The 22,181-nt window shown below is 69.5% G+C and carries 18 protein-coding genes; 8 read left to right on the top strand and 10 right to left on the bottom strand.

Annotated features, from left to right (window positions below; all coding sequences use genetic code 11):
- Together AB1634_05660 and AB1634_05655 are read left to right on the top strand one after the other, a co-directional pair.
- A partial coding sequence (locus tag AB1634_05660) for an Ig-like domain-containing protein (protein ID MEW6219009.1) occupies positions 1–3,549 on the top strand: 3,549 nt, incomplete at its 5' end.
- A 299-nt stretch (positions 3,550–3,848) separates the two neighbouring features.
- Positions 3,849–6,059, top strand: coding sequence for a PKD domain-containing protein (locus tag AB1634_05655; protein ID MEW6219008.1), 2,211 nt, complete (start codon positions 3,849–3,851; stop codon positions 6,057–6,059).
- Between the two features lie 106 nt (positions 6,060–6,165).
- Here AB1634_05655 and AB1634_05650 read toward each other — a convergent pair whose 3' ends face one another.
- On the bottom strand, positions 6,166–6,975 hold the full coding sequence (locus tag AB1634_05650) for a hypothetical protein (protein ID MEW6219007.1): 810 nt from the start codon (positions 6,973–6,975) through the stop codon (positions 6,166–6,168).
- 230 nt (positions 6,976–7,205) lie between these two features.
- Between AB1634_05650 and AB1634_05645 the strand changes: the two genes are divergently transcribed.
- Both AB1634_05645 and AB1634_05640 read left to right on the top strand, forming a co-directional pair.
- Positions 7,206–8,312, top strand: a complete 1,107-nt coding sequence (locus tag AB1634_05645) for an NYN domain-containing protein (GenBank protein ID MEW6219006.1) — start codon at positions 7,206–7,208, stop codon at positions 8,310–8,312.
- 82 nt (positions 8,313–8,394) lie between these two features.
- Positions 8,395–9,915: a response regulator gene (locus AB1634_05640; GenBank protein ID MEW6219005.1), complete on the top strand. Its 1,521-nt coding sequence runs from the start codon at positions 8,395–8,397 to the stop codon at positions 9,913–9,915.
- Here the strand turns inward: AB1634_05640 and AB1634_05635 are convergent.
- Both AB1634_05635 and cutA read right to left on the bottom strand, forming a co-directional pair.
- Complete coding sequence (locus AB1634_05635; protein ID MEW6219004.1) at positions 9,912–10,124, bottom strand: hypothetical protein; 213 nt, start codon at positions 10,122–10,124, stop codon at positions 9,912–9,914. The genes AB1634_05640 and AB1634_05635 overlap by 4 nt on opposite strands.
- A 17-nt stretch (positions 10,125–10,141) precedes the next feature.
- The gene (gene cutA, locus AB1634_05630; protein ID MEW6219003.1) at positions 10,142–10,465 is read right to left on the bottom strand and encodes a divalent-cation tolerance protein CutA; all 324 of its coding nucleotides are present in this window, start codon (positions 10,463–10,465) and stop codon (positions 10,142–10,144) included.
- 44 nt (positions 10,466–10,509) lie between these two features.
- Here cutA and AB1634_05625 point away from each other — a divergent pair, with 44 nt between their 5' ends.
- Positions 10,510–11,037: a YkgJ family cysteine cluster protein gene (locus AB1634_05625; protein ID MEW6219002.1), complete on the top strand. Its 528-nt coding sequence runs from the start codon at positions 10,510–10,512 to the stop codon at positions 11,035–11,037.
- Between the two features lie 24 nt (positions 11,038–11,061).
- On the opposite strand, the gene AB1634_05620 is transcribed toward AB1634_05625, so the two are convergent.
- From AB1634_05620 to hflX, 4 genes are all read right to left on the bottom strand, one after another.
- Positions 11,062–11,817, bottom strand: a complete 756-nt coding sequence (locus tag AB1634_05620) for an aminopeptidase (protein ID MEW6219001.1) — start codon at positions 11,815–11,817, stop codon at positions 11,062–11,064.
- A gap of 106 nt (positions 11,818–11,923) precedes the next feature.
- A complete protein-coding gene (locus AB1634_05615; protein MEW6219000.1) occupies positions 11,924–13,027 on the bottom strand; it encodes a trypsin-like peptidase domain-containing protein in 1,104 nt (367 codons plus the stop codon).
- 35 nt (positions 13,028–13,062) lie between these two features.
- A complete protein-coding gene (locus AB1634_05610) occupies positions 13,063–14,592 on the bottom strand; it encodes a YifB family Mg chelatase-like AAA ATPase (GenBank protein MEW6218999.1) in 1,530 nt (509 codons plus the stop codon).
- 84 nt (positions 14,593–14,676) lie between these two features.
- Positions 14,677–16,434 carry a GTPase HflX gene (gene hflX / locus AB1634_05605; protein ID MEW6218998.1) on the bottom strand — a complete coding sequence of 586 codons (1,758 nt, stop codon included), beginning with the start codon at positions 16,432–16,434 and terminating at the stop codon, positions 14,677–14,679.
- Positions 16,435–16,670: 236 nt separating this feature from the next.
- On the opposite strand from hflX, the gene AB1634_05600 reads away from it, so the two are divergent.
- Both AB1634_05600 and AB1634_05595 read left to right on the top strand, forming a co-directional pair.
- Positions 16,671–16,907, top strand: coding sequence for a DUF4160 domain-containing protein (locus AB1634_05600; protein MEW6218997.1), 237 nt, complete (start codon positions 16,671–16,673; stop codon positions 16,905–16,907).
- Complete coding sequence (locus AB1634_05595; GenBank protein MEW6218996.1) at positions 16,904–17,347, top strand: DUF2442 domain-containing protein; 444 nt, start codon at positions 16,904–16,906, stop codon at positions 17,345–17,347. Before AB1634_05600 ends, AB1634_05595 begins: the two co-directional genes overlap by 4 nt.
- 57 nt (positions 17,348–17,404) lie before the next feature.
- Here the strand turns inward: AB1634_05595 and AB1634_05590 are convergent, their stop codons facing one another.
- The gene (locus AB1634_05590; protein MEW6218995.1) at positions 17,405–19,141 is read right to left on the bottom strand and encodes a hypothetical protein; all 1,737 of its coding nucleotides are present in this window, start codon (positions 19,139–19,141) and stop codon (positions 17,405–17,407) included.
- Positions 19,138–19,458 carry a hypothetical protein gene (locus tag AB1634_05585; protein ID MEW6218994.1) on the bottom strand — a complete coding sequence of 107 codons (321 nt, stop codon included), beginning with the start codon at positions 19,456–19,458 and terminating at the stop codon, positions 19,138–19,140. Before AB1634_05585 ends, AB1634_05590 begins: the two co-directional genes overlap by 4 nt.
- 344 nt (positions 19,459–19,802) lie before the next feature.
- Here AB1634_05585 and AB1634_05580 point away from each other — a divergent pair, with 344 nt between their 5' ends.
- Positions 19,803–20,777 carry a bifunctional riboflavin kinase/FAD synthetase gene (locus AB1634_05580; GenBank protein MEW6218993.1) on the top strand — a complete coding sequence of 325 codons (975 nt, stop codon included), beginning with the start codon at positions 19,803–19,805 and terminating at the stop codon, positions 20,775–20,777.
- 109 nt (positions 20,778–20,886) lie between these two features.
- Here the strand turns inward: AB1634_05580 and AB1634_05575 are convergent, their stop codons facing one another.
- Entirely contained in the window at positions 20,887–21,375 is a 489-nt protein-coding gene (locus tag AB1634_05575) for a peptidylprolyl isomerase (GenBank protein MEW6218992.1), read from the bottom strand.
- Positions 21,376–22,181 lie beyond the last annotated feature (806 nt).

Below are 22,181 nucleotides of genomic sequence, written 5' to 3'. Positions count from 1 at the left end.
AGTGCCGGCAGCAACGGCAGCACCGCGGTCACCGGCAATCAGGTGGTCTACACCCCGGCCGCCAACTTCCATGGCTCCGACTCCTTCAGCTACCAGGTGAGCGACGGCCAGGGCGGCCAGAGGACCGCCACGGTCACCGTGACCGTGCGGCCGGTGAACGATGCGCCGGTCACCCGGCCGGACAGCGCCGGCACCACCGGGGCCACCGCGGTCGTCATCGATGTCCTGGCCAACGACAGCGATCCGGATCAGGATCCCCTGACCATCGCCAGCGCCACAGCCGGCAGCCATGGCACCACGGCCGTGGCCGGCAGCCGTCTGGTCTACACCCCGGCCAGCGGCTATGCAGGCACCGATGCCTTCACCTACACGGTGGCCGACGGTCGGGGTGGCACCGCCACCGGCACCGGCACCGTCGTCGTCCAGGCGGTGGGTACGGCAGTGACCGCCAACCCGGACAGTCGCAGCACCAGCGAGGATACAGCGGTGGTCATCGATGTCCTGGCCAACGATCTTGGCCCGGCCGGCGCCCCCCTGACCCTTTCCGGGGTGGGCACGCCCGCCAGTGGCCGCGCCGCCGGGCAGGGCAACCAGGTCGCTTACACCCCGGCCGCCAACTGGCATGGCACCGAGACCTTCATGTACCAGGTGGCGGATGGCCGCGGCGGCACCGGCACCGGGGCGGTGACGGTGACGGTGCGGCCCGTGAACGATGCGCCAACCGCGGGAGCGGACAGCGCCGTTGCCAACGAAGACGGAACGGTGACCGTGGCCGTCCTGGCCAACGACACCGATCCGGACGGGGATGCGCTGTCCGTGATCAGTGCCACGAACGGCAGCAACGGCACCACGCTGGTGGCCAGCAACCGGGTCATCTACTACCCCCATCTCAACTGGAGCGGCACCGATTCCGTCACCTACCAGATCCGGGACAGCGCCGGTGCCACGGCCACCGGCACGGTCACGGTCACGGTACGACCGGTCAATGACCCGCCGGCAGCAGGGACGGACAGTGCCGTCACCGACGAGGGCTCGCCAGTGACCGTGGATGTGCTGGTCAACGATACCGATCCGGAGGCCAACCCCCTGACCCTGGTCAGCGCCACCAGCGGCGCTGGCGGCGCGGTGGCGGTGGCCGGCAACCGGGTGGTCTACACTCCCAACGCCAACTGGCACGGCACCGACGCGTTCACCTACCAGATCCGGGATGGCCAGGGTGGCGCCGCCACCGGCACCGTCACCATCGTGGTCCGGCCGGTGAACGATTCTCCGGTGGCGGTGGCGGATGAGGCCACCACCAACGAGGACACCGCGGTGACGGTGGAGGTCCTGGCCAACGACACCGATGCCGACCGGGATGCCCTGGCCGTAACCAGTGCCGCGAACGGCAGCCACGGCACGGCCAGGGTGGCCGGCAACCGGGTGGTCTACACGCCGGCCGCCAACTGGAACGGTTCCGACTCGTTCAGCTACCAGATCGCCGACGGCCAGGGCGGCACGGCCACCGGCACGGTGGCCATCACCGTACGACCGGTGAACGATCCGCCGGTGGCGGCCAGTGACACCGCCAGCACGCCGCAGGGACAGGCGGTTACCGTGGCGGTCCTGGCCAACGACACCGATCCCGACAACGAGCCGCTGACCCTGGCCAGCGCCAGCAACGGCCGGGGCGGCACCGCCCGCCTGGACGGCGACCGGGCCGTCTACACCCCGGGCCCGGACTTCTCCGGCCGCGACACCTTCGCCTACCAGGTCACCGACGGACACGGCGGCTCTGCCACCGGCACCGTCGAGGTGACCGTGCAGGCGGCGAATCGCCGGCCCCTGGCCCAGGCGGCCTTCGTCGTGGACACCGCCGCGCCCCTCCTGGTGCACTTCGACGCCAGCACCTCCCGGGATCCGGACGGGCGGCTGAGCGGCTTTCTCTGGAACTTCGGCGACGGCACCCAGAGCACCGGAGCGATCGTCGACCACACCTACGCCACGGGCGGCCAGTACCAGGTGCGGCTCACCGTCACCGACAACAGCGGCAGTGCAGCGGAAGCCGTCGTGCCGGTGACCGTCACCACACCCCAGGGACGCCAGCCGCCCCGACCCGTCATCGCCATCGCGACCGGGGTGACCACGGTGGGCACGCCGGTGAGCGTGGATGGCACCGGCAGCTCGGCCCCGGACGGACAGATCGTCACCTGGGCCTGGGACTTCGGCGACGGCAGCACCGCCAGCGGACCCACCGCCAGCCATGCCTACAACGCTCCCGGCCGCTACACCATCACCTTGACGGTGCGCAACGATGCCGGCCTCATGGCCCGGGCTCAGGCCGCGGTGCTGGTCACCGAGCAGGCCCCGGACGGAGAACGGCTGGCGGTGAGCTTCCAGCCGGCGGGCAGCCTGGTGCCGGAGGGCTTCCTGGCAGACAGCGGCCAGACCTTCGAGGCGGAAAGAGGCTACGGCTGGGTGGCAGGCCAGGGACCGCGCACGGTTATTGATCTCAACCGGAGCAACTCCCCCGACCAGGCCTATGACACGGTGGCGGTCCTGCCGGCCACCGCGGTCTGGGAAGCCACCGTGGCCAATGGCACCTACTTCGTCACGGCCTGCCTCATGGATCCGCTGAAAAGCGCCAAGCCGATCGGCAGCCAGACCGTGCTGGCCGAGGGATCGGCTGTGGTCAGCGGGGAGCCTTTGGGCCAGTCGGTGCGCTGGATCGAGAAGACCGGTGAGACGACGGTCACCGATGGCCGCCTGACCCTCACCTTTGCCGGCAGCAGCCCGGTGGCAGTCCTGGCCTGGGTGCGGCTCGAACGAACGGTGCCGGCGGAAGAGCGCCTGGTGGCCCGCATGGCGGCCAGGCTCGTGGAGGGCGACACGGCCGTGCACCTGGAGGCCTCCGACTCCTTGGCCCCGGCGGCCCCGATCCTCGACTATGCCTGGGACTTCGGCGACGGCAGCACCGGCAGCGGCGAGGTGGTGGAGCACGAATTCCCGGTAGCCGGCTTCTACACCGTGATCCTCCGCCTCCTGGACGAGGGAGGCCAGCGCTCCGAGGCCAGGCGGACCTTCTGGGTGCCAGACGGCGGCCAGGCGGGCACGCTGGCCGTCAATTTCCAGCCAGCGGCCGCCGCGGTGCCCACCGGGCTCATGGTGGACAGCGGCCAGGCCTTCGCCGATGACCGGGGCTACGGCTGGGCGCCGGCGGGGACCGGGCTGCAGACCCTGGACTTCAACAAGCGGCAGGCACCGGATCAGGCCCACGACACCGCCATCCTGGCCACCGCCGGCTCCCGCTGGGAGGTCGCTGTGGCCGACGGCCGGTATCGGGTAACGATCTCGGTCGTCGATCCGCTGCAATCGCCCCAGACCCAGGGCGGCCAGAACGTCCAGGCCGAGGACCTGCCGGTGGTGGCTCAGGAGCCCTTCGGCCAAGGCTGGCGGTGGGTCCAGGAGCAGGCGGAGGTCGAGGTCGCGGATGGCCGCCTCAGCCTGTCCTTCACCGGCAGCCAGCCGCTGGCTGTTCTGTGCTGGCTGCGGCTGGAGCGCCTGCCCTGACCCGGGCGCGGCCGGCCGCTTGCGCCCTTCCTTTCAGGCCGGCACCAGGGGCAACCCCTCTGCTGCCGGCCCGGACTCGTTGGCGGCCACCGGAAACCGGTTTTCCGGAAAGCCCTATCCGGATTCCCGGAAGGCCCCACCCCTCTGCCTACCGCTCCAACCAGGAAAGTGCCCGCCAAGGCCGATTCGGCCAGACAGTCCCAACGCCAAGCGCCGAACAACGGCGGCACATTCCTTGCTTGTCTCACGGGAACGCGAACGGTGGGCCGGTCAGGGGAAAGCCGGCCCGGGAGGCATTGATGTCCGGTTGTTCCGCACCCGTTCTGTCCTGGGCCGGCCGGCTGTTCCTCGGCCTTCTGGTCCTCCTGGGGACCTGCCCGGTGCTGCCGGCGGCCGAGATCACCTTGACCTGGGACGCCAACCGCGAGCCCCGGCTCGCCGGCTACCGCATCTACTGGGGGCAGGCCAGCCGCAGCTACAGCCAGAGCGCCGACGCGGGCCCGGCCACCACCTTCACGGTAACCGGTCTCGCCCCGGACCAGACCTTCTACTTTGCCGCCACCGCCTACGATGGGGCCGGCAACGAAAGCCCCTTTTCCGACGAGATCAGCTGGCGGAGCCCGGCGGCCCCGGCCGCCGCCCCCGAGGTGCCTGCCCAGACGCCTCCTCCCGGCCGGGATGAGGCCGCCCCGGCGCCAGCCTCCGTTCCCGAAGACCCTGTCCAGGCGCCGCCTCCCAGCCGGGACCAGGCCGCCCCGGCGCCGGCCGTCGTCCCCAACCGGCCGCCGGTGGCCGCGGCCAGCTTCCGGCTCGACACCGCCTCACTCCTGGTCCGCTTCGACGGCAGCGCGTCCCAGGATCCGGACGGCCAGATCGTCCAGCACCGGTGGCAGTTTGGCGATGGCGCCCAGGGCAACGGCGCCCTCGCCGAGCATGCCTATGGGATCGCCGGACAGTATCAGGTGCGGCTGGCCGTCACCGATAACAGCGGCGCCAGTGGGGATGCCACCCTGGCGGTGACCGTGAGCCCACCGGCCGACCGGCGGCCGCCCCAGGCCGCCATCAGCACCAGCGCCAGCCTGACCACCGTGGGCGCCGTGGTCCAGGTCGACGGCACCGCCTCCCGGGACCCCCAGGGACGGATCGTGGCCACGGCCTGGGACTTTGGTGACGGCAGCACCGCCAGCGGTGCCACAGCCAGCCACGCCTACCAGCTGCCGGGTCGCTACACCATCGCCCTGACAGTGCGCAACGATGTCGGCCTCAGCAGCCGGGCCCAGGCCCTGGTCACGGTCACCGAGGCGGCGCCGGAGCTGACCCGCCTTTCGGTCAGCTTCCAGCCCGACGGCAGCCCGCCGCCCGACGGCTTCCTTATGGACAACGGCCAGCCCTTTGACCAGGATCGGGGCTTCGGCTGGCTGCCGGAGCGCGGACCCCGCACCCTCATCGACCTCAACCGCAGCACCGCCCCGGATCAGGCCTATGACTCGGTGGCCATTCTGCCGGCCAGCGCCGTCTGGGAGGCAGAGGTGCCCAACGGCAGCTACCTGGTCACCGCCTGCCTCACGGATCCGGTGGCAAGCGGTCGGCCAGGCGGCCGCCAGTCGGTCCAGGCCGAGGGAGCCGCGATCATTGCCGACGGGCCGCTGGGCCAGGAGGTGCGCTGGCTGGAAGAGAGTGGCGAGGTGGCGGTAACGGACGGCCGCCTGACCCTGAGCTTCACCGGCAGCCTGCCGGTGGCGATTCTGGCCTGGGTGCGGATCGAGCAGATCCTGCCCCCGGAAGAACGGCTGCAGCCCCAGATGAGCGCCAGCCTGCAGGCGGGACGAACCGCGGTGCGCTTCGACGCCAGTGCTTCCTCTTCCCCGGGCGGCCCGATCCTGGACTATGCCTGGGAGCTCGGCGACGGCGCCACTGGCTCCGGCGTGGTGGTGGAGCACGAGCTGCCCGCGGCCGGCCTCTATACCGTGACCCTCCGGCTCCTGGACTCCCGGGGCCGGCGGGGCGAGACTCGCCAGACTTACTGGCTGGCCGATGGCCAGCAGGACCAGGAGCTGGCCGTGAGCTTCCAGCCCGCCGGTGCCGCGGTGCCGGCAGGCTTTCTGGTGGACAGTGGCCTGTCCTTTGCCAACAACCGTGGCTACGGCTGGCTGCCCGCCGGTACTCGGCTCAAGAGCGTCGATCTTAACAAGCGGCAGTCTCCGGACCAGGCCCACGACACCGCCGTCTTCGCCCCCCCGGCCGCCCGGTGGGAGGTGGCCCTGGCCAACGGCTGGTACCGGGTGCGCATCGGCCTCCTGGACCCCATGTCCGGCCGCCAGGGCCAGACCGGCCAAAGCGTGCAGGTGGAGGACGAGGCCCTGGTGACCCAGGAGCCCTTTGGCCAAGGCCTGCGCTGGATCGAAGGGGAGACCGAGGTGGAGGTGGCCGATGGCCGCCTCACCCTCGGCTTCGCCGGCTCCAACCCTCTGGCGATCCTCTGCTGGCTGCACGTGCAGCGGCTGCCCTGATTCGACACCCGGTCGGCCAGCCCAGCCGGTGCCCAAAACAGCAACGGGCCGGCCCCGGGGAATCCCGGAGTCCGGCCCGTTGCCGTTCAGAAAGGGGTCGCAACGATCAGCCGGCGCGGGCCAGCCGCTCCCTGATCAGCCACTGCAGCCATTCATACTGCTGGCCCGAGAAGCTTGGCTTCTTCCCTTCCACAAAGGCGCTGAAGGCGGCCGGCCCATCCAGCCGGACGTCGATCACCCCCTCGTCGAAGGCGGCATGCCCCTGCAGGGTAACCTTGCCGTCGCTCTTCTTGCCCACCATGAGATCATGGTTCTTGTAGACCACGGTGCTGGCCTGCTCGGTCACCGTGCCGTATTTGCGCAGCCGGTGGTCCTGGTACAACGAAACCGCCAGCACCAGGATCAGGATCAGGCTCACAGCGGTGGCCAGACGGGCGAGACGGTTGAAGACCTGGGGATTGAAGATGTCCCGCATGGACAGGGGAATCTGACTGGCGACGGCGCCGTCGATCTCGGACTGGCCAGCCAGAACCGGCTTGGCCACCAGACCGGTATAGCGGTCGATGTCCGCCACCGCCTCCTGGTCCAGGGGATCGGTCATGGCCAGGACCAGCACGTTGTTGGCCTCCCGGCGCAGGGGCACGGCGTTGTAGCGGCGGCACAGGTAGCGGGGCAGGACGCCCTTGGCCTCCGGCGCGACTGTGCCGATGCGCTCAGCCGGCAGGCGCAGCTGCTCCGAGAGGACCTCCACCAGCTGCGCCTCGGAGATGGCCTTCATCTTGAGGAGGAGATAGCCCAGCCGGCGGTTGCCGCCAACCTGGATGCGCAACGCCTCGTCGATCACCTCTGCCGACACCAGGCCCCGCTGGATAAGGATCTCACCCAGATGGGGGCGGCGTGATGTGCCGTTGCCCACGTCGTACCTCCTTTGTGGCCATGTCGGCCGTTTTGCCTGAGCCAAGGGACGCCGCCGAGAGCGGCGCTTCTTGCTCTTTCGATTACAATGGCCTGCCGCTCCTTGTCAAGGCGCAGTGCCTGTCGCGGCCAGCCCCCGGCCAGGAAAGTCTTTTGCCCGGGACGCGGAAGAGGTACAGTGGAATGCTTCGTTGCCGCCCCCTTGCCGAAAATCCCCTTACAGGATCAGCCATGCCCGAGCCGTACTCCGACGAGACCAATATCGCCCTGTTCATCGACATGGAAAACCTGGTGCGGGCGGCCCTGGACATCGCCCTGCCCGTGGACTTCGCGCCGGTGATCAGCCGCCTGTTGCAGATGGGACGGCTGACCATGCGGCGCGCCTTCGGCGACCTGGATGCTGCGTGCCGCAACGACCGGATGCTGCGGGCGGGCTTGCGGCGGATGCTCTACGAGAACCTGATCGGCTTCGAGGACATCCCCTACGTCACCCGGTACAAGAACACCGCCGACATGCGTCTGGTGGTGGAGGCCCTGGCCACCGCCTACACCTATCCGTACATCAGCCACTTTGCCCTGGTGGCCTCGGACCGGGACTATCTGCCCCTCATCAACAAGCTGCGGGAGCTGGGCAAGCGGATCATCGGCATCGGCGCCAGCCCGGACACCGTGAACCCCATCTACGTCAAATCCTGCGACATCTTCATCCACTACTCCTCCCTGTTCCCGCCACCACCGGAGATCGTCCGGCCGGAGGCGCCGGCCAGCGCCACGGACGAGGTGCTCCTGGCGGATGAGACCGTTCTGGGCCTGGCCAGCGAGACGGACCAGGCCACCAAGAACGGGCCAACGGAGGGCGCCCCGGATCCTTCCGACCTGGCTGCCTGCGTTGGCCGCTACCGGCAGTACTTCCGCGCCAAGCTCAAGTGTGATCTGCCCGGCCCGTCCCTGCGGCAGAAGATCTACGAAACGGCGGGCGGCCTCCTGGCCGAGCTGCAGGATGAGGCCGGCATTGAGCTGGCGCAGCTGAGCGAGCTGACCGCCACCCGCATCAACACCCCGAGCGCCATCATCGCCCAGTCGTCGGTGTTCAAGGTTCTCTACTCCCTGTACCGCGCCCGGGTCTTCAGGACCCTCTTCGGCCTTCTGCCGTACAACCCCCGCATCAGGGAGGCCAGCCTGCCCCCCGCCGGGTGGGACACACTCTTCATTCGCAACTGCCTGGTGGTGCTCCGGGGTGAAAACCCGGACTGGCCGCTCCTGCCCGGCCCCCTGGCCGAGGTCTTCCAGACCGACGAGGACCTGATCGCCCGCATCGTCCAGGACATGGACGATTGAGCCTCCCGATTCCTGTTTGCTCCCATGGCCACGGCCTGGCTATACTGGGTAAGTGTTCCAATCGGCGATGGGGGAGCCCAGCATGAACCGAAGAATCCTGTTGGTGGACGACGAGGAGCTGACCTGCCGGACCATTGCCCGGATCCTGGAAACAGAGCCTTACGAGCTGTTCTTCGCCAGAAACGGCCAGGAGGGCCTGGAGCTCTTCCGGGAGGTTTGGCCGGCCCTGCTGCTCCTGGACCTGCAGATGCCGATTCTGGATGGGCTGAGCGTCATCCGGGAGCTGGCCCCCACCCCCACCGATCCCTATGCCGTGGTCGTGCTCACCGGCCACGGTGACGACCAGAACGCCCGGGCCTGTTTCGAGGCCGGGGTCACGGCCTTTCTCCACAAGCCAGTCCACCCCCATGAGCTCCGGGGGCTCGTCCGCAACCTTCTGGCCCTCAAGGAGGCGGAAAAGGAGCTCTTCCGCCAGCGGGACGAGCTGGCCAGCCGCGCCACCGAGCTGGCGGAAGAGCGCTCGCGGCTGTGCGCCATCACCGCCGCGGCCCGGGACGGCATCGTGCTCGCCGACCCCCGGGGAAGGATCACCTTCTGGAACCCGGCGGCGGAATCCATCTTCCGCCGGCCGGCTGCCGAGGTTCTGGGCCTGCCGTTGACCGACCTTTTTCCGGCCGGGAACGGAGACGCGGCCCCGATCCCGGGCAGCACCACCGAGCTGGTCATCGACTGCCCGGACGGCCAGACGGTGCCCGTGGAGTCATCCTGGGCCTCGGTGGCCATCCGGGGCCAGAACCATACCCTGGCCGTGACCCGGGACATCTCGTCCCGGAAGCGTCTGGAGGAGAAGATGCTGGCCGTCCGGGAGCGGGAGATGCGGCAGGCGATGCTGGTCCATGGCGGCCGCCTGACCGCCCTGGGGGAGATGGCGGCGGCCATGGCCCACGAGATCAACCAGCCCCTGTCCGTGATCTCCGTCACCTTGCAGCGCTGGCAGATCCTGGCCGGCCGCGGCTGCCTGGACCAGGGGCAGATGATGGCCGAGGTGGGCCAGCTGCGGCGCAACGTCCAGCGGTTGAGCGACATCATCGACCACGTCCGGCTGCTCAGCCGGAGCGAGGGACAGGAGAGCGCCACCGTGGATCTCAACGGGGTGGTGCACCAGGCCCTGTCCCTGTGCAGCACCCAGCTCCGGGTGCGAGGCATCGAGGTGGCCCAGGATCTTGCCCCCTGCCTGCCACCGGTGTCCGCCGTGGCCCAGGAGCTGGAGCAGGTGGTGATCAACCTCCTGTCCAATGCCCGTCATGCCCTGGAGGACCGCCTCCGCAGCCAGCCGCAGCATCCGGCCCGGATCGCCATCCGCAGCAGCAGCCGTGGCGCCGCCGTGGCCCTGCAGGTGGAGGACAACGGCGGCGGCGTGCCGGCGGCCTTCGCGGAGCGGATCTTCGAGCCGTTCTTCACCACCAAGCCCTGCGAGCGGGGCACCGGCCTGGGTCTGCATATCGCAGCCACCATCATGGCCAAGCATGGCGGTAGAATCAGTCTGCACAATGAGCCCGGCCAGGGCGCCTGCTTCGAGCTGGTGCTGCCGGCCGCTGGCTAGAACATCCGCACCCGGCCGCAATCCGGGCAGACCCAGGTCGGCCCGTTGGACAGGCCCCAGCGGTTGGCCTCGAAGCAGTCCGGGCACAGGGAAAAGCCGCAGGGGCAGCTCCAGCAAAAGGGCAGCTCCCGGCGGCAGGCGTGACAGACATGGCTGCGGCGGCGGCCCCAGCGGGAAGGGCGGCCCGAAACAGCAGGCGGCTCGGCCATGGCGGGGGGGGGCGTGCTCAGGGGCCAGTCAGCTCGGCCGCCAGCCAGGACAGGTAGGCGGCACTGCCAGCCGCCACCGGCACGGCCAGGATCTCGGGCACCTGGTACGGATGAACGGCCCGGATCGCCGCCTCCAGATCGGCGAAGCGGTCCTGGCGCGATTTGAGCAGGCACAAAAACTCCTGGGCCTGCTCCACCTTGCCCTGCCACCAGTAGGTGCTGCTGATCGGCCCCAGCACCTGGGCGCAGGCAGCGAGCCGCTCCCGCACCATGCGGTCAGCGATGGCCTCGGCCTGCTCCCGGGTCTCGGTGGTGGTCATCACCTGGATGTACTCGGTCATGCCGGCACCCCTTCCTCCTTCTGTTGACTGCCCCGGCGAGCCCCATGCCTGAGGTCCCCGCCTACCACGCCCTGGTCGTCCGGGTCGACGCCGAGGCCCGCCAGCTCCAAGCCTATTATGGCAGCCGTCTGCGCTGCCGGGTGCACTGCAGTGCCTGCTGTCAGGACATCAGCCTCTGCCCCCTGGAGTGGCACCTGGTGCAGGCCGCGGTGACCCGGCTGCCGGCGGCGCTCCTGGCCCGCCTCCAGGGCCGCCCACCCCGGCCTGCTGGCCGCTGCCCGCTCCTCCTGGACGAGCGCTGCCCGGTCTACCCGGCGCGGCCGATCCTCTGCCGCAGCCAGGGCCTGCCCCTGGCCTACCTGGACGAGCTGGCCGAGACCATCGAGGTCTCGGCCTGTCCCGTCAGCTTCCCCGAGACCGACGTTTTCGCGCCGGAGGGCCTCCTGTTCCTGGACGAGATCAACCGCGAGCTGGCCTCCCTCAACGAGGCCTGGTGCCGCCGCCACGGCAAAGATCCCCAGGAGCGCATCCCTCTCAGCACGGTGCTCCGTCAAGCCCTCACCATCGCCTGACCCGGTGCCGGGGTTTGGCAGGCGTCAGCGGCCGAAGCGGGTCGCCAGCTCGTCTGCCAAGGCGACGTAAGCCTTGTCCTTGAGGAGCGCCACCTGCTCCTGATCCGAGGCCTGCCGGCCGAGAAAGGCGCTCACCGCCTCGTCTGTCACTGGCGGCGTCAGAAACAGCGCCCAGCGGCCGGAGGCGACGTCGATCACGGCCACCTTGAGCCGGATGCGCATCTGCTGCCGCTGGTCCGGCAGGGCCCAGCCCACCACCGGCACCCAGGAAACAGCCCGGGTAACCAGGTCTTCCTGGGCAGTCTCCAGCACCCCCCAGACGACGACCACCTTCTCTGTCCCGCCCCTGGCCGCTGCCAGCCGCAGGGCCATGAAGTATGAAGTCTGGGCCGCTGGCTCCTTCCCTTCCCCCTTGGCCACCGCTGGCGGTACCCCGGAAAAGCCGGCCACCGCGTAGTCCCGTTCCAGGGCCGCGACCAGCGGCTGGTCCGGCAACATCGCTCCGGACTGGATGACCAGAACGGTGCTTCCCTTCCGCAGGCTTACCGGCCGATGATCTGCCAGGGCGCCCGTGATCTCCTCTTCGGTGACCGAGCTTCCCCGGCTGATGCCGAGCACGTCGAATTCCGACAGCTCTCCCTGGTACAGAGGATTATCCGCTCCGCTCCAGCCCTCGCCTGCCCGGTAGCCGGAGTTGGAGATGGATCGAGTGGAGCAACTGGCCAGGACGAGCGCCAGGAAGAAGAGGCACAGGGTCCGGCAGCGCGGTCTTGTCATCATGGGGTCTCCTTCGCTGATTCGGTAACAGCGGGTCCAGCGGGTCCGGGCGGCTGCAGGGCGCCAGGGTGAAAGGAAAACGCCGGACACCCCCGCGCCGTGCCCTCCGTCACGACCGGGCGCCCAGGCGCACGACGATGCCCAGGATCTTTCTTCCCCGGGCCACCTGCAGCTTCAGGGTGTCACCGGGGCGGTGGGCCTGGATCCGGGCCAGGACGCCGGCCACATCGAGATCGGTCCTGCCGTCCACGGCAAAGATGCCGTCACCGGGCTTGAGGCCGGCCTGGGCGGCCGGGCTGCCGCCCATGACCTCCACCACCACCGGCCGGCCATCCCGGCCTGCCTCCAGGCGCACGCCGAGATAGGGACCGCCGCTGGCGGCGGCTGGCCTGGCCGACCGCCGCTCCCCGGCCAGGAGCGCCTTGGCCCGGTCGATGGGCACCGCGAAGCCCAGGCCCACGAAGCCGGCCTCGCCCTGGCGGCTGCCCGGGCTTAAGATGGCATGGCTGATGCCGATCACCTCGCCGCTCATGTTCACGAGCGGCCCGCCGGAGCTGCCGGGATTGATGGGGGCGTCGGTCTGGATCAGGCCCTCCACCCCATGGCCCAGGGAGCGGTTGAGGGCGCTGACGATGCCGCTCGTCACCGTGAAGGTGAAGCCGAAGGGGTTGCCGATGGCAATCACCGGCTCGGCGATCTCCAGCGCCGCCGAGCTGCCCAGCTTGACCACCGGAAAGGCGGGATCGGCGTCGATGATCGCGAGCACCCCGATGTCGTCCTCCGGTGCCGCAGTCACCACCCGGGCCCGGTAGACCTTGTTGTCATGGGTCGTGACATAGACCTGCCGCTGCTCCTCGATGACATGGTAGGCGGTGAGGATGGTGCCGCCCTTGTCCACAAGAAAGCCCGAGCCCACCACCTGAATATCCTCGGGCGTAAGCTCCCGGCCCTCCCCCTGCCACTGCGGCTTCAGCTTCCTGGGGAGCTCCTGCAGCTCCCGCTCAAACAGGCGCTGCAGCTCTTCCAGCAGGCGCTGTTTGCGCTCCAGGCTCGTGCTGCCGGCAACCGCCGGACCGATGCCGATCCCCACCACCGCCGGCATCACCTCCCGCACCATGCTCACCTGGGGCGAGGAGGCGGCAAGACCCGCCGGTCGGCCCGCCAGGAGCGCCGGCACCAGCAGCAACAGGATCAACCACCATGGACGAGACAAGGGCTCCTCCCAAAGCTGCAGGAACGATGCGTCGCTCAATGGGTCCGGTCCAGGCGGCGGTATTGAACCGCCTCCGCCACGTGGCGGGCGGCGATGGCCTCGGCGCCGTCCAGATCGGCCACCGTACGGGCCAGCTTGAGGATGCGGTGGAAGGCCCGGGCCGACAGGCCCAGGCGCTCCACCGCGGCCGCCAGCAGCCGCTGGCCCTCGGCGTCCAAGGCGCAGTGCTTCTTGATCTCCTTGGGACCCATCTGGCTGTTGGCGTGCAGGCTGCGGCGGCGGGCAAAGCGCTGCCGCTGGCGCTCCCGGGCCTCGTCCACCCGGGCCTTGATGGCTGCCGACGGCTCGCCCCGCCGCTCGGCGGTCATCTCGGCAAAGGGCACCGCCGGCACCTCGACATGGAGATCGATACGATCGAGGAGCGGTCCGGAAAGCCGGGACTCATAGCGCTGCACCTGGAGGCTGGTGCAGGTGCACGGATGCAGGGAATCGCCCCGGAAGCCGCAGGGGCATGGATTCATGGCCGCCACCAGCATGAAGCGGGCCGGGAAGGTGAGCGAGCTGGCGGCCCGGGCGATGGTCACCAGGCCGTCCTCCAGGGGCTGGCGCATCACCTCCAGGACATGCTTTTTGAACTCCGGCAGCTCGTCGAGGAAGAGAACGCCGTTGTGGGCCAGGGAGACCTCCCCGGGCCGGGGGGTCTGGCCGCCGCCGATGAGGCCGGCGTCGGAGATGGTGTGGTGGGGGGTGCGGAACGGCCGGGTGGTGAGGAGCGGCCGGTCCGCTGGCAGGAGGCCGGCCACCGAGTAGATCTTGGTGGTGTCGAGGGCCTCGTCGAAGGTGAGATCCGGCAGGATGGTGGGCAGCCGCCGGGCCAGCATGGTCTTGCCGGAGCCGGGCGGCCCTTTCATGATGACGTTGTGGCCGCCGGCGGCCGCGATCTCGAGAGCCCGTTTCACATGCTCCTGGCCCTTGACGTCCTCGAAGTCCACCGGATACTCGGCACCGGCCAGGAAGATGCCGGCAGCGTCCACGGTCACCGGCGAAAGCTCCGCGGTGCCGTTCATAAAGCCGCAGGCCTCGTGCAGGGTGGCCACCGGGATGACCTCGATGCCGGCGACCACCGCCGCCTCCCGGGCGTTGTCCGGCGGCACCAGAATGCCGGTCAGCCCTGCCTCCCGGGCCGCCAGGGCCATGGGCAGCACCCCCCGGGCCAGGCGCACGCCGCCATCCAGGGAGAGCTCGCCGATGACCGCGTAGCGCCGCAGGCGGTCACCGTCCAGGTCGGTGGTGGCGGCCAGGACCCCCAGGGCAATGGGCAGGTCGTAGCCGGTGCCCTCCTTCTTGACATCCGCCGGCGCCAGGTTGACGGTAAGCCTGCGGGGCGGGAACTCGTAGCCGCAGTTCTTGATGGCCGCCTTCACCCGCTCCCGGCTCTCCTTCACCGCCGCTTCCGCCAGACCGACGATGGAAAAGGCCGGCAGCCCCAGGGCGATATCCACCTCCACCTCCACCAGGAAGCCGTCCACCCCCATCACCGCACTGCTCCTCACCTTGGCCAGCATGAAAGGTCCTTTCCGGCTGCCGCCGGAATGTCGAACAAGGAATGTCCAACCGTCTGAAGGAACCGGCGCAACGGATCTGAAACGTCAACCACCGGTCCCTTCGACCTTCGACATTCCTTGTTGGACATTCTGCGGTTCGTCTTTCGCGGTAAGCCCCAGGGCCTTGGTGATCATGCCCTGGGCCCGCAGGAGAAAGGGCCGCAGCGTGGCGGGATCCAGGGCCGAGATCCCCACCCCGCCATGGCGGCGGCACTGGATCTCCACCAGCTCCGGGGGCACCAGGTCGATCTTGTTGAAGACCGGCAGGATCGGAATGCCGGTCAAATCCAGCTCCTCCAGGATCCCGGCCACCACCTGCATCTGCTCCTCGAAGCGCGGGTTGGCCAGATCGATGACCTGGACCAGGAGATCGGCCTCGGCCAGCTCCTCCAGGGTGGACTTGAAGGCCTTCAGCAGATCGGCCGGCAGATCGCGGATGAAGCCCACGGTGTCGGTGACGATCACCTCCAGATCCTCCGGGAAGCGCAGCCGGCGGCTTGTGGGATCCAATGTGGCGAAGAGCCGATCCTCGGCCAGGATCCGGCTGTCGGTGAGCGTATTGAGCAGGGTGGACTTGCCGGCATTGGTGTAGCCGACCAGGGAGATGACCGGCACCTCCCGCTTGCGGCGGCGGCTGCGGCGGCCGCTCCGCTCCCGGCCCACCGCAGCCAGCTTGTCGGACAGAACCCGCAGCCGGTCCCGCACCCGGCGCCGGTCCACCTCCAGCCGGGTCTCGCCGGGGCCCCGGCCGCCGATGCCGCCGCTAAGCCGGGACAAGGCGTCATCCCGGGTCACCAGCCGGGGCAAGAGGTACTTGAGCTGGGCCATCTCGATCTGGAGCTTCCCCTCCCGGCTGCGGGCCCGGCGGGCGAAGATGTCCAGGATGAGCTGGGTGCGGTCGATGACCCTCAGCTCGGTGTGATCGGTGATGGAGCGGATCTGGGAGGGGTTGAGCTCCTGGTCGAAGACCAGCAGGTTGGCGTTTCTCTGCAGGGCCAGGAGCATGATCTCGGCCAGCTTGCCGCGGCCCATGATCCACTTGGGGTTGATGCGGTCCCGGCGCTGGATGACCGTATCGAGCACCTGCACCCCGTCGGAGCGGGTCAGCTCCCGGAGCTCGTCCATGGACTCTTCCGCCGCATGGCGCGAGCCGGTGGTGACGCTGACCAGGATCGCCCGGTCCTGGGCTGCCTCCACCTCCCGGCCCGGCTGCAGCCGGGTCAGCTCCTCCTCCAGGGCCTCGATGAGGGCCAGACAGGTGCCCGGCTGCTGGCTGGGCACCACCGGCGGCAGAAAGGCCCAGCTTTGCCCGTCCTGGGGCCGGGGCAGAAGATGGGCGGCATAAAGCCGCTCCGGCAGGCCATCCCGGCCCACCTGCACCATGGCCAGGAGATCGAGACGCAGGAAGACCAGGTCCATAAGGTCGTCCTGGCTCAGGTCCTCGCCGCCCAGATGGGTGTGGACCAGCCGCAGCCCGCACAGCCGGCCGGCGCCGGCCCGGGCGGCACCCAGCCGCGGGATGACCAGGCCGTGGCTGTCCCCCACCACCAGGCTTTCGACGGCGCCTGAGCGGTCGATGAGGAGGCCGAGCTGGCGGCCGATCTCGAAGGACAGCTCAGAGAGGCTCCGGGCCATCTCCGGCCCGACAATGAGCTCCCGGGGCACCCGTCCCCGGGCCAGCCGCTCCAGGCGCCGGCGCTGGCTGGTCTTGAGATCCTCGTAGTTGCCGGCCAATCTGCTGATGGCTCCGCCCTCCTTGGGCCTGCCCGGAAGCCAGGCCCCTTTGTGGCCCAAGCTTTCCATGACCGCCGGCAAATGGCAAGCCCCGGAACGGCCGGGGAGAGACGCCGGGATGGCGCCACTCCCCTGAGGTAGCGGCGGAATCCGGGCTGCGACCGGGCTCACAGAACGGATGCCCCGCTTGACGTGAGGCGGCGACGCCAGGGGATTGGTCCCCAGCGGGCCGACGCAGCCCTGCGCTGGAGGGTCGGCGGCTGGGGCTGGACCTTGACTCAGTGCACTCATTACACCATAGTGCCATGGCCACCGCTCACCGCCGGCGCCACTGGAAGATCGGGATCAACTGTGGCGAGGAGCACCTGGTGCCTCATGTCCATGTCCTGTTCCGGGACGGCTTTCGCCTGTCGGTGGCCATCGACTCCCTGGAGGTTTTGGCAGGGGCAGTGCGGCCGGCACGCCGGCTCGCCCCTGCTCTGACCTGGATAGCCCAACACCGGCAGGAGCTCCTTGCCGAATACCGGAGGCTGAGCCCGTGAGCCAATCACCGCTGATCATGGCTGTCCGTACAATGGGACATCTCAACCTGTCCATCGACTGGAGCACCAACGAAACCCTGGCCGTCGATCTTGCCGGCCTGATGGCCGGTTCCGCGGTTCTGGCCCCTTTGGGCAACGACGCCTTCTTCGCTCAGGTGACGGTGGAGGAGTGGGGTCACGGCCTGGACTGGCCCGGCGGCCTGGATCTGGGGGCAGACCTGCTCTACAAGCTGGGCCGGGAGCAGGCCGGGCTGCTGAGCCCGTCCCAATTCGACCGTTGGATGCGGGAGAACAACCTTACCCTCAGCACCGCCGCCGAGGCCCTGGGCATGTCCCGGCGCATGATCGCCCACTACCGCACCGGCTCCCGGCCGATCCCCCGGGTGGTGCAGCTGGCCTGTCTGGGCTGGGAGGTGGCACAAAGACAGCGAGCGGCCTGAGCCAGGGGCCGCCGGGCCGGACCTCACCGGTCCTGGCACGCTGCCACCGCTCGGGCCTCAGCGGCCGCTGCTCCGGCGGTCCGGGGGCGCCAGGGGATTGGCCGCCAGCTCGGCCAGCAGATACCAGGCGGTGGCAGCCAGATGCACCCGCCGGGGGTACTGCCACTCCAGACCGGTGGACAGGACGGGCTGAGGGGTGGCCAGGAGGCCGGCACCGTTGCTGCCGGCGGCGCTGGCCTGGATGGCCCGCAGGCTGGCGAGGAGGCTGTCGGCCAGGGGATCCTGCCTGAGGCGCCAGGCCAGGGCCGCGGCCGCGGTGCCCTCGCACCAGATGCCGTCCCGGTCGTCGTTGAAGTCGAGACCGGTGCGGCCGTCCCGTTCCACCACGAGATGCGCCCTGGCCCAGGGCAGGCCATCCGGGGCGCCGGGGACGGCCAGGGCTGGCCAGATCTGGGCGTCGGCCGGGATCACCATCCGGTTCACCGTGCAGCCATCCCCCAGGGCGCCGGTCCAGTAGTGGCCGGCCGCCGGATCCCACATGGCCAGCAGGAAGCGGCGGGCGTGCTCGGCCCGCTCCTGCCAGACCGGATCCCCGGAGAGGCGTTGCAGGGCCAGAAAGGCGGCGTAGAGGTCGCCGTTGTGCTCGGTGCTCTTCCAGGTGAGGGGGGCGGGATCCGGCTCCCAGCCGGCGTAGCCGCCAGTGTAGCCGCCGGCGCCCCGCTCGTCCCGGGTGTGGGCCGCCAGCCACTCCCCCAGGGCCAGGGCAGACCGCCGGAAGCCCTCCTCCCCCAGTTCCTCGGCCGCCCGCACCAGGGCGATGACCGCCCAGGCCAAATTGCCGCTCTGGCTGCCGGCCTGGTAGCTGTCCTCCAGGTAGCGGCCGCTGGCCGGCTCCTGCCAGACCGGCAGCCGGGGGCTGCCGGTGGCCGGGTCCAGGAGATCGCCGGCCGCGTAGGCGTTTCTCAGCCGGCCGTCGTGAAAGAAGCGGTCCCGCTCCTGGGCCAGCACCAGGGCCCGGGCCAGAAGGCCGGCCCGCCGCCGGTCGTCAGGTCCACCCCGGGCTAAGAAGGCGAGGATGGCCAGGCTGTTGTCGTAGAGGTGGGCGACGCCGGCCAGGTGGCGATCCGCCGGGTCGGCCTCGGTCTCGAAGCTGGCCAGGAGCCGGGGCTCCGTCCGGCGGTCGGCATCGAAGGTGATGTCATCGAGAAAGACGATGGCGCCGGCCGGGTTGTCCCGGCCGCTCACCGCCAGCCCGAAGCCGGTGACCAGACGCCGCCGCTCATGGCCCGTCAGGTGGATGAAGTACTGCTGCCAGCCGGTGTCCAGACGGATGCGGCCGGTGGTCAGGCGGGGCAGGGAATCGCCGGCTGGCCCGGGCTCGCCGCCCAGGAAGACCTCCAGGGTCTCGCCGCCGGCCGCCCCCCGGGCCCAGAAGCTGAGCTGACTGGCGCCGGACAGATCGAGGCCCGCCGGCTGCTGCCAAACGATGGCCGCCCAGTTGTGTGACCGGGCCGTGAATTCCACCCGGATACAGGTGCTGCCACTGTGGGTCAGGGCCGGCCAGCCCGGGTCCAGATGGAGCGCCGCCACATCCCCCTGCCAGCCGGAGGGGGCGAAATGGTTGCCGGCGCTGCCCCGCTCCCGGTAGACGTCGAGGCTGGTGTGGTAGCGGTCCATCACCGCCACCAGGTGCCGGAAGCCGGCCTCGACCTCGGCGGCCGCCGGCCGCAGCAGGCCGCAAGCCACCAGCACCATGGCCAGGGCCAGCCGGCACCAGGCGAATCCGCGGCTCACGGCGCGGCCTCGGCCAGGATCCGGGCCATTTCTTCCGCCAGTTCCTGGGCCGATCCGGCAACCTCCAGGAGCTGATGCTCGGCAAAGCCCGGCTTGCGCTCGTCCAGGGGCACTCCCCGCAGGCGCAGGCCCAGGACCTGGGGATGGGTCTTCACCGTGGTGTAGGCCCGGACGATGGCCGCCACGGCCGCCTCGGCCAGCACCAGGGTGGAGCCGTCGGCAAGACGCAGGGCCAGGCGCAGGTGGCGATGGCCGGCTGGCACGGCCAGGATGGCCTCGGCGATGGCGCGGTTGGGGATGAAGTGAGCCTGCGGCATGGTCTTGGGCCTCCCTGGTGGCGTTCCCGTGAAAAACGAACCGCAGAATGTCCAACAAGGAATTTCGAAGGTCGAAGGGACCGGTCGTTGACGTTTCAGATCAGTTCTGCTGGTCCCTTCTGCGGTTGGACATTCCTTGTTCGGTATTCGTTATTCGCTGTTCTTTCCTGCTCCGGGGTGGCCGAAAAAGAGCGGTCCTGCCCGGTTGGTGGAGAAAAGGCGGCTGGCGGATTGGCAGCGCGGCTGGTCCGGTGTAGAGTAAGCGCCGCCAGCCAAGCCACCCTGGCGGCCCGGTCCGGCCGGCCGCCGCCCTTCGATTTCCCCGCCCGACCCGACGCCGCCCCATGGACATCTATCGCAGCCTGGCCGAGATCAGCCGCCCCTTCCATGAGCCGTCGGTCACCATCGGCAACTTCGACGGCGTGCACCTGGGCCACCAGACCCTGTTCGCCGAGGTGGTCAGCCGGGCCTTCCGCAGCGGCGGCGCCGGCGTGGCCATCACCTTCCATCCCCACCCCCTGCAGGTGGTGCGGCCGGACCGGGGGGTGAAGCTCATCTCCAGCTTCGAGCAGAAGGTGGAGATGATCACCCTGGCCGGCATCAACGCCCTGGTGGTGATCCCGTTTACCCGGGAGTTCGCCGCCATGAGCGCCCAGGATTTCGTGGACCGGGTGCTGGTGGGCACCGTGGGGGTGAAGGATCTGGTGGTGGGCTACGACTACGCCTTCGGCCGCGGCCGCCAGGGGGATATCCCCTTCCTGCGCGCCCAGGGCGCGGAAAAGGGCTTCTCGGTGTCGGTGGTGGAGCCCTTCTACGTGGACGGCATGCTGGTCAGCTCCACCAAGATCCGGGAGCTGGTGGCCGAAGGGCGGATGCGGGAGGTGGGCAAGCTCCTGGGCCGGCCGTATCAGATCCGGGGCACGGTGCGGATGGGCAAGCGCCGGGGCGGCCCGGTGGTGGGCTTTCCCACCGCCAATCTGCAGATCCTGGAGGAGGACCTGTGCCCCCGGCACGGGGTCTACGTCACCCAGGTGGTCCTTGCCGGCCGCTGCTACGGCGGGGTCATGAACATCGGCTACAACCCCACCTTCGGCGACCAGGAGCTCTCCGCCGAGACCCACATCTTCGACTTCGACGGCGACCTCTACGGCCACCGGATCAAGCTCAATCTGCTGGAGTTCCTGCGGCCGGAAAGAAAGTTCGCCGGCCCGGCGGAGCTGGCCGCCCAGATCCAGGAAGACAGCCTCCTGGCCCGGCGCATTCTGGGGAATGCCCAGAAAGAGCTGCTCCTGGCCTGCGCCGACCCGTACAACCGCTAACCCTGCCAAGCACCCTCCAAGGCCCGGCGATCCCAGCCGCCTTTCCCCTCGGCCAGGCCGGACGGGACCGACGATCCGTTGGCGATCGCCGGCCCCCGTGCCACCGCCTTCACTTGGGAGCGACCACCCGCACCTTCATCTCGATGCGCTCCTTGGGATTGTCCCGGGGATCCCGGGGCTGGCTGACGATCTTGTCCACCACCTCCAGGCCCGAGACCACCTCGCCGAACACCGTGTACTGGCGATCCAGGGACGGAGCAGGGGCGGCACAGATGAAGAACTGGGAGCCAGCGCCGTCCGGATCCCCGGTGCGGGCCATGGACAGGGTGCCGCGCTTGTGGGGCCGGTCGTTGAACTCGGCTTTGAGGTTGTAGCCCGGACCGCCCAGGCCGTGCCGGGAGCGATCCGCCTCCCTGGTGTTGGGATCCCCGCCCTGGATCATGAAGCCGGGGATGACCCGGTGGAAGGTGGTGCCGTCGTAGAAGCCTTTCTGGGCCAGCTGGATGAAGTTGTCCACATGGTTGGGGGCTTTGTCCGGGAAGAGGCGCAGCTCGATGGTCCCGAGCCTGGTCTCGATCTGCACCCGGGTGGCAGCCATCTTGTCCAGCTCGTCTTTGGTGAAGGTCCGCTGCCGCACCTCCGCCGACGCCCAGGTGGCGCCCGCCAGCAAAGTGACCACCATAGCCATCAGAACCAGCTTGTCCATGATCCTCCCTCCTCGTCAAGAGTCTGCTTACGGCGGGAGCACCCCGCCCGCGGAGCGCCCATTCTAGCCCCCCCCTCCCATCGCTGGCAAGACCGATGGGCGCCCGCGCCGGCCTGCCGGGGAGGATAGCCCATCGAGGCGGTTCGGCCGCCGCACAGCAGGACCGCCCGGAGGACGAAACGGGGTCACCCCGTTCCAGCCGGGCACGATCGTGAAGGTGCACGGCGATCCCCCGGGCAGACCGACCCTCCACCACCAGGCACCCAAAGGCCACCATTCTGGACCACTACTCATCGTCGCATCGCGCCACACGATGCTGCCAGCCGGACGCCATCCCTCACCGTCCTACCACTATTTTCAGTGCGCATAGCCACTGGCGCGGGCGTCCTGGCCCACGTCCCGATGCATTGCGGCAGTAAGGCGGTGGCGAGAGGGCGGCCAGAGGGCCTCCCCGGCTAGCTGGGCACCTCCCATCTGTACTTTCTGGAAAGAATCGACTTGCCTGCTGGAGAATTGGACTATCGGGCAAGGGGCAATCAATACAATCTCGGGGATAAAAAGATCGTGCCGGCACAACTTTTTCTGTTGACAAGGAGAAAGGCAATCGTTTATGAGTCTTCTCACCGTCAAAATTGGCCGTTGCGGTCGAGAACTACGTTCTTCATGAAATCTTCATCTTTGCCACACCCTCCATGTTG

It is taken from the genome of Thermodesulfobacteriota bacterium, assembly GCA_040755095.1.
GTDB lineage: Bacteria > Desulfobacterota > Desulfobulbia > Desulfobulbales > JBFMBH01 > JBFMBH01.
The sequence above is the reverse complement of the archived record's forward strand: the minus strand, read 5'-3'. Positions and strand labels throughout refer to the sequence as shown.